The sequence below is a fragment of the Pseudoclavibacter sp. CFCC 13796 genome (genome assembly GCF_008831185.1).
GTDB lineage: Bacteria > Actinomycetota > Actinomycetes > Actinomycetales > Microbacteriaceae > Pseudoclavibacter_A.
The window spans coordinates 1,776,987-1,789,538 of the sequence record NZ_WBKD01000001.1 but is presented as its reverse complement, the minus strand read 5'-3'; the positions used below and the strand labels follow the sequence as shown (position 1 = coordinate 1,789,538).

Here is a 12,552-nt window from a genome sequence, read left to right as displayed (position 1 = left end):
GGTGACCCGCGACGTTCGTCTCACGTTCAACGCAGCGGCCTAGAATTGACTCGGCAGAACGAACTGTCGAACCGATTGGAGTGGCATGCGACGCAGAGCGAAGATCATCGCGACACTGGGGCCGTCGACGGACGACGCCGAGGTCATCGAGAGCATGATTCGTGCGGGCATGGACGTCGCCCGCATCAACATGAGCCACGGCGACCATGAGCAGCACCGGCGCTACATCGAGACGGTGCGCGAAGTCGCCGCTCGACTGCACAAACCGGTCGGCGTGCTGGTCGATCTGCAGGGGCCGAAGATCCGGCTGGCGCAGTTCGCTGCGGGGCCGCAGACCCTCGCCGTCGGCGACACGTTCACAATCACCACGCGCGATGTGCCGGGTGACGCCGACATCGTGGGCACCACCTTCGCCGACCTGCCCAAGAACGTGAGCGTCGGCGACCAGCTGCTGATCGACGACGGGAACATCTCGCTGCGCGCCACCGCTGTGGACGCCACAGACGTCACCTGCGAGGTGGTCGTGGGCGGCCGTGTCTCAGACCACAAGGGCATCAACCTGCCCGGTGTGGCGGTGGATGTTCCCGCACTGAGCGATCGCGACGAAGAGAACCTGCACTGGGCGCTGGACCTCGGCGTCGACCTGATCGCACTCTCGTTCGTGCGCAGCCCCGACGATGTCACCGCGGTGCGCGAGGTGATGGCCGCCCATGGCGTGCGGCTGCCGGTGATCGCCAAGATCGAGAAGCCCCAGGCCGTCGAGGTGCTCGACGCGATCACCGAGGCGTTCGACATGGTGATGGTGGCTCGCGGCGATTTGGGGGTCGAACTGCCCCTCGAACAGGTGCCGGTCGTGCAGAAGCGCGCCATCGAGCTCGCGCGCCAGTGTGCCCGCCCCGTGATCGTCGCCACACAGATGCTCGAATCGATGATCACCAGCGCACGCCCGACCCGCGCCGAGGCGTCAGACTGCGCGAACGCGGTACTGGACGGCGCCGACGCGCTCATGCTCAGCGGCGAGACCTCAGTGGGCGCCCACCCGGTCGAGACGGTGCAGACGATGTCGAACATCATCGAGTCGATCGAGCAGCACGGCCTTCATCGCATTCCGCCGCTCGGCACTCAGCCGCACACGCTGGCCGGCGCCATCACCCGCGCGGCCGTCGAGGTGGCGCACCATGTCGATGCGAAGTATCTGTGCGTCTTCACCGCCAGCGGCAACACGGCACGTCGGGTCTCGCGCCTGCGCGACGAGCTGCCGCTGCTGGTCTTCACCTATGACGATTCGACTCGGCGTGCGATGACGCCGATCTGGGGCGTGGAGTCGGTGCTCGTGCCGTTTCTGCAGACCACGGACGAGATCGTGCTGAGCGTCGACACCTACCTGATCGACTCGGGGCGGGCGAAACCGGGCGAGCGGGTCATCGTCGCCGCCGGGAGCCCGCCCGGCATCCCCGGGTCGACCAACGACCTGCGGGTGCTCACCGTCGGCGAGGCGGTCGGACAGGCCGCGCCGGGGTACCGGCAGACCACGGCACAGATGATGCAGAGCGCAGTCGCCGAGAGTCGCGAGACGATCATCCGCTGATCATCGCCCCGCGGCACCGTTCAGCGCACGTTCGGGGAGCCGCTGTGCTCATCGTCGGCCTCGGCGATGTGCTCGGCGAGCTCGTCGACCACGAGCAGATCGTCTCGCAGATCGTCGCTGCGATAGTGAGCGCGCCCGACCATATGGGCGGCGATGGGGGCGGTGAGCATCTGCAGAGTGATGAGCACGATCGCGGTGCCGATCACCAGGGGAGTGGGGTTCAGCACGGCGATCGCCGCGGTGACGCAGATGAGCCCGAGAATCTGCGGCTTGGTGGCCGCATGCATGCGCGAGAGCAGATCGGGAAAGCGCAGCAGGCCGACCGCGGCCGAGAGCGAGAGCAGCGCGCCCAGGCCGAGCAGCACGCCGGCGATCGTGAAGCGAATCGTGTCACCGTCCATCTGCGGCCTCCTCCGGTGCTTCGTCGCGCAGCGGATCTTTCGCCGTGACCAGAAAGCGTGACACGGCGAATGACCCGATCACCCCGAACATCGCGAGCACGATCAGAATCGGCATGGTGTGCGTGTGTCCGGTCACGGCCATCTCGGTGCCGAGAGCGCACATCAGCGTCACCAGCAGCACGTCTGAGGCGACGATGCGGTCGAGAACGCTCGGTCCGCGCACGATGCGCAGAATGCACAGTGCAGCAGTCGCCCCGTAGACGACCACCAGCAGGATCGTGAGCCAGGTGGGCATGATGTCAGCGCTCCTCTCGTGACGTCGGCGTCGACAGATCGACGGGTGATGTGTGAGCCGGCGTCGAGTCGGAGCCGCTCTCGTGATGCGGGCCCCTTCGCGCATCCGCACGCCGACGGGCGGCCAGACCTCGCACCGCCTGCCGCTCGGCGGAGCTGCCCAACGCCATGATGATGCGAGCCTCCTGGTCGAGCGCCTGACAGCGGGCGCGTTCGATGTCGGCCGCAGTCCGCACACCGAAGGCATGCACGTACAGCACTCCGTTGTTGCGGTCGATCTCGACGACCAGCGAGCCCGGCACCAGCGAGATCGCCTCAGCCGTGAGAGTGATGATGAGGTCGTCGGTGGTGTGCAGATCGAATTTGACCACGGCACCGGTGGGCCGCCACCAGGGCCAGAGCGCCTGCGCGGCGACGATCATCGAGGCGCGGACGATGTCGAGGGTCAGTCGCACGAAGGCGTAGGCCGCCGAGATCGGATGCAGACGCCCGGTGATCTCGAGCGGCGGCAGATAGAACATCGCGACCAGCATCCAACTGATCACCAGCCCGCCGATCACGGTGAACGCGTCGAGCTTGCCCCAAAGCAGGCACCAGACCACCGTGAGCACGATGACGGTGAGCAGCTCCTGCCAGCCGGCCCTGAGCCTCTGTCTCATGCTGCACCTCCGCTCAGCGGGCCGAGCAGGGTGGCGATCATCCAGAGCGGGTCTGCCACGGTGGTCGCGGCCCGGTCGGCGAAGCCCAGCAGAGGCCCGGCGAAGACCGTGAGCGCGAGGGTGAGCACGACCATGCCTGCGGTTGCCGAGATCATCAGCTTCGACACGTCACGCTGCGCGACTCTGCGGGGCGGGGCCAACGGGTTCTCCTGCAGCGATCGGAGCATGCGGCTGTGCCGGCGGTCGGGGTCGATCGCTGGTCGCCAGAAACCGAGGTTCCAGACCCGGGCCAGAGGGTACAGCGTCAGCAGCGAAGTGAGGATCATCGCTCCGATGACCACCCAAGTCAGCCAGTTGGCCGTCTGCACGCCGGCCAGGATCAGGGCGAGCTTGCCGATGAACCCGCTGAACGGCGGGATGCCGCCGAGGTTGAGCGCGGGCACCAGGAACAGCGCCGAGATCAGCGGCGAGGCGTTGAGCACTCCGCTGAGCCGCGTCAGCGACGTGGTGCCGCCGACTCGTTCGACCAAGCCGACCGCTAGGAAGAGGGTGGTCTGCACGGTGATGTGATGCACCATGTAGTAAATCGTGGCTGCGATGCCCGCCTGCGTGCCCAGGGCGATGCCGAAGAGCATGTAGCCGATGTGGCTGACCAGAGTGAACGAGAGCAGTCGCCTGATGTCCGCCTGAGCGATCGCGCCCATGATGCCGATCAGCAGCGTGAAGAAGGCGAGGGTCATCAGCGGCGTGCTCACGTCGTGATGGGCGAAGAGCAGCGTCTCGGTGCGGATGATCGCGTAGACGCCGACTTTGGTGAGCAGGCCGGCGAACACCGCCGTCACAGGTGCCGGCGCGGTCGGGTATGAGTCGGGCAGCCAGAACGACAGCGGGAAGACCGCCGCTTTGATGCAGAAGCCGAGCAGCAGCGACAGATGCACGATGGTCTGCGTCTCGGCAGGCAGCTCGGGAATGCGCTGTGCGAGCTGAGCCATGTTCACGGTGCCGGTCGCGCCGTAGAGCAGCGCGATCGCGACGAGAAAGAACACCGACGAGACCAGCGAGACGACGATGTAGATGACTCCCGAACGGATGCGCGGGCCGGTTCCGCCGAGGGTGATCAGCACATAGCTGGCCGCGAGCATGATCTCGAAGCCGACGAACATGTTGAACAGGTCGCCGGCCAGAAAGGCGTTGAAGAGACCGGCTGCGAGCACCAAGTAGGTCGGCTGGAAGATCGTCACGGGCGTCTCGGCGTCTCCGTCGGTGATGCCCTGACCGATGGCGTAGACCAAGACGCCGAGCAGCATGGTCGTGGCGACGACGACGAGCAGAGCACTGAGCCGGTCGGCCACCAGCGAGATGCCCCATGGCGCCTGCCAGCCGCCCAACACGATGCTCACGACGTTGTCATGATCGGCGGCCACCAGAGTGGCGACGCCGATGCCGAGCACGACGAGCAGGGTGCCGAGGGTGACCACGATCTGTGTCTTGGGGCGCCGCCCGAGCAGCAGCGAGGTCGCCGCAGCCGCGAGCGGCAGCGCGACGATGATCGGCAGCAGCTGTGCGATGTTCATCGATGGCCTCTCTGTCGATCGTGGCGGTTTGGTGCGGATGCGGTGCTCGAGTCGTCTGCGTCGGAGACATCGTCGCGGCTGTCGTTCGCGTCGCTGGCGTCGATGGCCTGGTGCAGCGCGGCATCGTCGCCCGCGGCCTGTCGCACGAGCACGGCGGTCTCGTCATCGGCATGCAGGTCTGTGCCGGGCACTGCCGTGTGCTCCTCGGTGTGCTCCTGGCGAGACAGCCGCCAGTTTCGGTAGATCAGCGCCAGCAGCAGCGCGGTGATGCCGAAGGTGATCACGATGGCGGTGAGCGTGAGGGCCTGCGGCAGGGGATCGGCCATCTGGTCGCTGGTGACGCCGTCTTCGACGATCGGTGCCTCTCCGGGCGGGCCTGCGACGATGATGAGAAGCAGGTTCGTCGCGTTGCCGATGAGCAGAAAGCCGATCAGGATTCGACTGAGGCTGCGCTCGAGCATCGCATAGACGCCGCAGGCGTACATGACGGCCATCAAGACGATCAGAGTGAGGGAGACGCTCATCGCACGCCCTCCGCCCAGTCGTCGACGATCGATTCGTCCGAGACGGACTGCTCGTCGATGCCAGCGCCCAGTGAGCGCAGTACGTCGAACACCAGCCCGAGCACGACGAGATAGACGCCGATGTCGAAGAGTGTGGGGGTGCCCAGCTTCACCTCACCGATGATCGGCAGCGTCGCCTGCCACCACAGAGAGGTGAGGAACGGCTCGCCGAAGAGCATCGAGAGGGCTCCCGTGCCGACCGCTGTGGCGAGCCCGGTGCCGAGCAGGACACCTGGTGGCACCGGAAGGGCCTCCCCGAGCTCGTAGCGGCCGGCGGCCAGATAGCGCAGCACCAGGGCGAGACCGGCGACGAGTCCGCCGGCGAAGCCGCCGCCGGGCTGGTTGTGCCCGGCGATCAGCAGCATCACCGAGATCAGCATGAGCGGCAGGAAGAGCAGCCGGACGACGACCTCGACCATCAGCGACCGATGATCGGGGGCCAAGGTTCGGCCGGCCATCAGCCAGCTTCGGCGAGTGCTGTCGTCGTCGACCTCGTCGTGCGCGTCAATGGTGCGCTGCAGCGCCGTCTGACTGACGGGACGGCCGGTGTTCGGGTCGACCACGGGCAGGGCCCCGGTGACCGGTTCGACGACGGGTGCCAGACGCTGCAGACGACGGCGTCGCTGGCCCTGGGCGCTGATCGAGGGGACTCTGCCGGTGCGGTGGGTGACGAAGACCAGACTGGCCACACCCGTGGCGACGGCGACCAGCACCGAGATCTCGCCCATGGTGTCCCAGCCACGCAGATCGACGAGAAGCACGTTGACCACGTTGCGACCGTGCCCTTCGAGATATGCCAGATCGGGCATCTGCGCTGAGATCGGCGTCTGGCTGCGCGCACCCACGACGGCGAGTGCGACGCCGGCCATGACCGCCCCGACGGCGACGGCGATGACGGCCTTGGGCCAGACCCGCTTGATTCCCTCGGCTCGTTCGAAATGCCGCGGAAGGCGACGCGCGACCAGCACGAAGATCACGAGGGTCACGGTCTCGACCAGCAGCTGCGTGAGCGCGAGGTCGGGGGCGCCCTGCAGCGTGAAGAGCGCGACCATGCCGTAGCCGGTGGCTCCGACCAAGAGCATGGCCAGCAGACGGCGCCGGGCACGGACGGCGGCGAGGGCCGCGACGGCCATCAGGGCGGCGATGCCGAGCTGTGCGACGGAGTGGAACGGCACCATCTCGCCGGGCCAGAGCTGCACGCGCAGCAGGGCCAGTCCGAGCGCCGCGACGAAGGCGACGAAGACGGTGCCCAGATAGCCGGGCAGACCGCCGCGCTGTGCGAACAGCGTCACCCGAGCCGAGATCCAGTCGGTTGCGGCGAGCGTCGCCGAATACCACCGGGAGAGTTCGATCCAGTCCGGCACCCTGGCCTGGAGCTTCGCCACGGGTCGTCTCAGCACGAAGAGCAGCGCTCCGAGTGCGATGACGATCACACTGATGCCCAGGGCCGGGGTGAAGCCGTGCCAGAGCGCGAGATGCAGCGGATGCTCACCGGCGGGCAGCGCCGCGGCGGTCGCCGTCGCGAGATGGTCGAGGCCGGTCGGCCAGATCGCCAGCAGCAGCGAGAGCCCCAAGAGGATGACCGGGCCGATGAGCCCCACATTGCCGTGCGCCTGTGGCTGGCTGCAGTCGACGAGCACGTGCACGGTGCTGGTGTCGACGTTGGACGATCCGGTCTTGCGCGGGCGGCTGCTGAGGGCTCCGAAGGCGAACCGGGCGGAGTACGCGACGGTGAGCACGGAACCCAGTGCGGCGACTGCCGTCACCCAGACCGACCAGCCGTGCTGCCAGTCGAGCATGGCCGTCAGAGCGCTCTCTTTGGCCAGGAACCCCAGCATCGGCGGCAGCCCTGCCATCGATGCCGCGCTCAGCGCGGTGACGACCGCGAGCAGCGGATGGCCGCGCCCGAGACCTCGCAGCGCTCGCAGATCCCGGGTGCCGAAGTTGTGATCGATGACTCCGACGATCATGAACAGGCTGGCCTTGAACAGCGAGTGGGCGACGAGCAGAGCCAGAGCCGCGACCGCAGCGTCGTGGGTGCCGATCGCGGCGACGGTGATGAGCAGGCCGAGCTGGCTGACGGTGCCGTAGGCCAGCAGCAGCTTCAAGTCATACTGACGCAGGGCTCGCCAGCCGCCGATCAGCAGTGTGACGAGGCCGAGCGGAACCAGCACTTCGTGCCACCCCGGCACTTGGGCGTAGCCGGGCGCGAAGCGCAGCACCAGATAGATGCCTGCCTTGACCATTGCCGCCGAGTGCAGGTAGGCGCTCACCGGTGTGGGGCCGGCCATGGCCGATGGCAGCCAGAAGTGGAATGGGACGATCGCCGACTTGCTCAGTGCGCCGATCACGATCATGAGCACCGCCCAGGGCGTGCCGGCGCTCATCGCGGGGTCTGCGACGATCTGCGTCAGAGAGGTCGTGCCGTTGTCGATCACCAGAATGGCCACGCCCACCAGCATGATCAGCCCGCCGAAGGTCGTCACCAGCAGCGCCTGGAGCGCAGCGCCTCGCGACTCCCGTCGGTCAGAGGTGTGCCCGATCAACAGGTAGGAGAGCACGCTCGTGACCTCCCAGAACACGAACATCACGACGATGTCGTCGCTGGTGACCAGACCGAGCATGACTGCGGCGAAGCTGGTCAGCAGCGTGGCGAACCGGCTGAGAGAGGGCTCGGAGTCGGTGAAGTAGGCGCTGCAGTAGAACAGCACCAGCGCGCCGACGCCAGTGACGACCAGCGACATCGCCCAGCTCAGGGCGTCCAGCTGGAACGAGAGGCTCACCCCGAGCTGCGGAATCCACGGCAGATCAAACGCCGGAACCGCTCCGGAGAGTACCTTCGGCGCTTCGGCGAGCAGGGCGAGGAAGGCGACGGCGACGACAGTGCCGATCGGCATGAACCCGCGTGATCCCCAACGTCGCACAGATGGCCAGGCTATGAGCATGGCGACCAGTACTGCGACGAAGGCTACGGGCACGGACTCACCTCACGAGATCGGGGGCATTCAGGGTCTCAAACGTATGCGTCGGGAAGAATATTCCCAATACTACCCGTTCACTTCCGGCCCCAGCGGCGTGGCCGCCGGGCTCGGGCGCCTCGGACGCTCGATCGGCTCCCAGCGGTTCGCAGGCAGGTCGTGAAGCTGACGAGGGTAAGCTTGACTCCATCATGAACACTGCAGCCGATGCACCCACAGACCCACTCGCAACATCCTCCAGCGTCCTGCTCAGCGACGCGCAGCGCAGCGCAGTCGCTCGCCTGACCGAGGCTCTCGGCGCCGATCACGTCGTCACCGGCCGCGCCGAGCTGCTCGACCACGGCCACGACACCGGCGTCGATGACTCCCCGGCGCTGGCCCTCGCACTGGTGCTGCCGACCAGCACCGAAGAGGTCGCAGCCGTCATGGCGATCGCCAACGATCTGGTGATTCCCGTGGTGCCACAGGGCACCCGTACCGGGGTCGTCGGCGGTGCCGATGCGGTTCCCGGTGCGATCCTGCTCGACCTCACCCTGATGAACCGCATTCTGCGCATCGACGTCGACGACCAGCTGGTCACCGTGCAGCCAGGCGTGATCACTGGTGATCTGGCGGCTGCCGTGCGTGAGCAGGGGCTGTTCTATCCAGTCGATCCGGGATCGGTGCACATCAGCTCGATCGGCGGCAACATCGTCACCAACGCAGGCGGCATGCGCTGCGTGAAGTACGGCGTCACCGGCGACTCAGTGCGCAGCCTGACGGTGGTGCTGGCCGACGGCACCGTTGTGCGCACCGGGCACGACTCGGTGAAGGGCGTCGCCGGGCTCGATCTCACGAGTCTGATCGTCGGCTCCGAGGGCACTCTCGGCATCGTGACGCAGGCCACCCTGGCGCTGCGTCCGCTGCCCGGTGAGGCCGCCGGCGCTGCAGCGCTCTTTCCCACGCTGGAGGACGCGCTCGCCGCAGCCGCCGAGACGGCGTCCAACGCCCGCCGGCCAAGCGCACTCGAGATGCTCGACCAGCGCACCATTCAGGCGATCAACCATTTCAACCCGAACGCGAAGCTGCCCGACGACGTCGCCGCCATGCTGATCGTCGAATCCGACGAGATCGGGCGCGCCACCGAAGACGTCGCCGAATATCAGCGCATCTTCGAGAGCCATCATGCGGTGCGCATCGACCTGGCCCGGAACGCGGCCGAAGTCGATGCGCTGCTTGAGATCCGCCGTCAGCTGCATCCGGCCCTCTACGCGGAGTTCGGCACGCTGCTCACCGAAGACATCGCGGTGCCGCGAGGTCGGCTGCTGAAGCTGCTGCGCGTGATCGAGCAGGCCGCAGCCGAGACCGGTGCGCCGGTGGCGACCGGCGGGCACGTGGGCGACGGCAACCTGCACCCGATCGTCGGCTATGTCGCAGGCGACGCCGACAGCCTGGCCCGAGCGCACCGCGCCTATGAGCAGATCCTCACTCGCACCATCGAGCTCGGCGGCACCATCACCGGCGAGCACGGGGTGGGCACGCTCAAGCGCAGCGCGCTCGGCACCGAGTTCTCGTCTGAGCTCCTGGCTCTGCAGATTCGTGTGAAGGCGGCGTTCGACCCGCGCGGAATACTGAACCCCGGCAAGAAGCTCTGAGCAGCCCAGCGAGCACTGAACCCGCGAGGTAGAGAGCGCACTTAGACTTGGGGCCATGCGCACTCGGTCTCATTCGGTCTCGCCCGCCAATGCTCCCCAGGCCAAAGACACCTGGTGGGCGGTGGCAGTTCCAGACCTGCTTCGGCGTCTCGGCACTGACGACCCCGTTGCCGGGCTGACCCCCGAGGCCGCCACGCAGCGTCTCGACACGCGACACACCACAACCGGCGCAGACACGGGAGCATTCGCCGTCGTTCGGGCAGTGCTGCGACAGTTCAGCAGCCCGATCACGCTCATTCTGCTGGTGGCCGCGGTCATCTCGTTCATCGTGGCCGACGCAGTCGACGGCTTCATCGTGATACTGATCGTGCTCGCCTCAGGTCTGCTCGGCTTCTGGCAGGAGCATCGCGCCGGCAACGCCGTGCGCGAGCTGATGAGTCGAGTCGCGACCACAGCGATCGTCCGACGCGACGGGCGCGACTCCGAAGTGCCGGTCGCGTCGATCGTGCCCGGAGACATCGTCGTGCTCTCGGCCGGATCGCTCATTCCCGCAGACGCCCGTCTGCTTGACGCCGACAGCCTGCTGGTCGACGAGTCGAGCCTCACGGGAGAGACCTTCCCGGTCGAGAAGAACGCCGATGCCGACGTGGCCGCAGACGCCGCGCTCTCGGGTCGTCTCAACGCCGTCTTCCAGGGGTCTCACGTCGTGAGCGGCACCGCACGTGCTCTCGTCGTGCACACGGGCACGCAGACGGAGTTCGGCCGGCTCTCGGCTCAGCTGACCGGCAGAACCGGGCCGACGCAGTTCCAGCGAGGCATGACGAAGTTCGGCACACTGCTGCTGCGCCTCATGATCGTGCTCACCGTATTCATCTTCGTCGTGAACTGGGTGCTCGGTCGCGAGGTGCTGGAGGCGCTGATGTTCGCGGTCGCGCTCGCGATCGGGCTGACTCCGCAGATGCTGCCGGCCATCACCTCGGTCAGCCTGGCGACGGGGGCACGCAAGATGGCCCGCCGCAAAGTGATCGTGAAGCGGCTCGACGCCATCGAAGATCTGGGCTCGGTCTCGGTTCTCTGCACAGACAAGACGGGCACCGTGACGATCGGGTCGGCCGGCCTCGACCTCGCGGCCGATCCTTCGGGGCGCTCTGACGAGGCGGTCGGCCGGTTGGCCGTGCTCAACGCCGGGCTGCAGACCGGCTTCGCGAATCCGCTCGACCAGGCGGTGCTCGCCCAGGCCACCGTGCCCCCGAGCGCGCGAGCCGTGGGGGAGCTTCCGTACGACTTCTCACGCAAGCGGCTGAGCGTGCTGGTCGACGGCGTCGACGACGACGGGTCGGCGGCGGATGCCACGGCAGGCACGGCGCGCGGCCCGCTGCTGGTCTGTAAAGGGGCCTTCGACAAAGTGCTGGACACCTGCGCCACCGTGCGCATCGACGGCCGAGACGAGCCGCTCGACGCCCACCGCAGCGAACTCGACGAACGCTTTCGCGCACTGAGCGGCGAAGGGTACCGCGTGCTGGGGCTGGCGACGCGTCGAGCCGATGCCGCTGAGCCGGGTGAACACCGGATGACCGCCGACGACGAGCACGGGCTCACCCTGCGCGGCCTGCTCTGCTTCCATGATCCGATCAAAGCCGATGTGCAGCAGGACATCGCCGCGCTGCGCGACTCCGGCGTGCGCGTCAAAGTCATCACCGGCGACAACCGCTATGCTGCCGGCCACGTGGCCCGTGAGCTTCGGCTCGACGACGACACCGTGCTGACCGGGCCCGAGATCGATCGCATGAGCGACGACGAACTCTCGGCGGCCGTGACCGACACCGACGTCTACGCCGAAGTCGAGCCTGCCCACAAAGCACGTATCGTGCGCACCCTGCGACTGAACCTCGACCGTGGCGACCAGCGCAGCGGGGGAGAGCACGGCGTGGCCTATCTCGGCGACGGCATCAACGACGCACCCGCCCTGCACGCAGCCGATGTCGGCATTTCGGTCGACACGGCGCATCCGGTCGCCCGCGACGCGGCTTCGGTCGTGCTGCTCGACAAGAGTCTCGGGGTGGTCAACGACGGCGTACGACTCGGCCGAGAGACGTTTGCGAACACTCTGAAGTATGTGCGTGTGACGACCAGCGCGAGCTTCGGGAACATGATCTCGATGGCCGTCGCGAGCATCTTCCTGCCGTTTCTGCCGCTGCTGCCCCGTCAGGTTCTGGTGCTGAACTTTCTCACAGACCTGCCCTCGATGGCGATCGCGTCGGATCGCGTCGACGACGAGCTGGTCAGGCGCCCCGGTCAGTGGAACATCGCGGCGATCCGCAACTTCATGCTGGTCTTCGGCCTGCTGTCGGCTGCCTTCGACATCATCACCTTCGTCGTGCTGATGCAGGTGTTCCACACCGACGACGTGACGTTCCGCAGCGCCTGGTTCCTCGAATCGACGATCACCGAACTCATCGTGCTCTTCTCCATGCGTTCGGCCCGGCCGCTCTTCCGCACTCGTCCGGGCCGTGGGCTGGTCGTGCTGAGCGTGATCGTGGGCGTGTTCACACTGTGGGTGCCCTATTCGCCGCTGGCCGGCGTGCTCGGGCTGGATGCGGTCTCGGGGATGCTGATGGCCGCCGTGATCGTGATCTCGCTGGCGTACCTCGCCTGCAACGAACTGCTGAAGCGGCGGTTCATCGAGGCCCTGCAGCGCGGATGACCGGCATCGGCCGTCAGCACGGTATCATCGTCTCGGCCCGATGACCGATACCACCGGTCGCCGGGCCCTGGCCACGAGCCGCCGCAGACCAACCTCCGCACAGTGACGCTGGCGATACCGCCTGTCACTCGTGCGACACCCCGAAAGCCACTCGTCC

9 protein-coding genes are annotated in these 12,552 nt (G+C 67.3%); 3 read left to right on the top strand and 6 right to left on the bottom strand.

Annotation, left to right across the window (positions count from 1 at the left end):
- The first annotated feature begins 85 nt into the window (after positions 1–85).
- Positions 86–1,588 carry a pyruvate kinase gene (pyk, locus tag F8O07_RS08045; RefSeq protein ID WP_158031547.1) on the top strand — a complete coding sequence of 501 codons (1,503 nt, stop codon included), beginning with the start codon at positions 86–88 and terminating at the stop codon, positions 1,586–1,588.
- A 20-nt stretch (positions 1,589–1,608) separates the two neighbouring features.
- Here pyk and mnhG read toward each other — a convergent pair whose 3' ends face one another.
- The 6 genes from mnhG to F8O07_RS08015 are packed head-to-tail and all read right to left on the bottom strand — an operon-like array spanning position 1,609 to position 8,057.
- Positions 1,609–1,989, bottom strand: coding sequence for a monovalent cation/H(+) antiporter subunit G (mnhG, locus tag F8O07_RS08040; protein WP_158031546.1), 381 nt, complete (start codon positions 1,987–1,989; stop codon positions 1,609–1,611).
- A complete protein-coding gene (locus F8O07_RS08035; protein ID WP_158031545.1) occupies positions 1,979–2,284 on the bottom strand; it encodes a monovalent cation/H+ antiporter complex subunit F in 306 nt (101 codons plus the stop codon). Before F8O07_RS08035 ends, mnhG begins: the two co-directional genes overlap by 11 nt.
- A 4-nt stretch (positions 2,285–2,288) precedes the next feature.
- Positions 2,289–2,942, bottom strand: coding sequence for a Na+/H+ antiporter subunit E (locus F8O07_RS08030; RefSeq protein WP_158031544.1), 654 nt, complete (start codon positions 2,940–2,942; stop codon positions 2,289–2,291).
- Complete coding sequence (locus tag F8O07_RS08025) at positions 2,939–4,516, bottom strand: Na+/H+ antiporter subunit D (protein WP_158031543.1); 1,578 nt, start codon at positions 4,514–4,516, stop codon at positions 2,939–2,941. The genes F8O07_RS08030 and F8O07_RS08025 overlap by 4 nt, the downstream gene beginning before the upstream one ends.
- Positions 4,513–5,040 carry an NADH-quinone oxidoreductase subunit K gene (locus tag F8O07_RS08020; RefSeq protein ID WP_158031542.1) on the bottom strand — a complete coding sequence of 176 codons (528 nt, stop codon included), beginning with the start codon at positions 5,038–5,040 and terminating at the stop codon, positions 4,513–4,515. The genes F8O07_RS08025 and F8O07_RS08020 overlap by 4 nt, the downstream gene beginning before the upstream one ends.
- A complete protein-coding gene (locus tag F8O07_RS08015; protein WP_225733224.1) occupies positions 5,037–8,057 on the bottom strand; it encodes a Na+/H+ antiporter subunit A in 3,021 nt (1,006 codons plus the stop codon). The genes F8O07_RS08020 and F8O07_RS08015 overlap by 4 nt, the downstream gene beginning before the upstream one ends.
- Before the next feature lie 191 nt (positions 8,058–8,248).
- Here F8O07_RS08015 and F8O07_RS08010 point away from each other — a divergent pair, with 191 nt between their 5' ends.
- Positions 8,249–9,691, top strand: coding sequence for an FAD-binding oxidoreductase (locus F8O07_RS08010; protein ID WP_158031541.1), 1,443 nt, complete (start codon positions 8,249–8,251; stop codon positions 9,689–9,691).
- Between the two features lie 55 nt (positions 9,692–9,746).
- Positions 9,747–12,395: a magnesium-translocating P-type ATPase gene (gene mgtA / locus F8O07_RS08005; RefSeq protein ID WP_158031540.1), complete on the top strand. Its 2,649-nt coding sequence runs from the start codon at positions 9,747–9,749 to the stop codon at positions 12,393–12,395.
- Positions 12,396–12,552 lie beyond the last annotated feature (157 nt).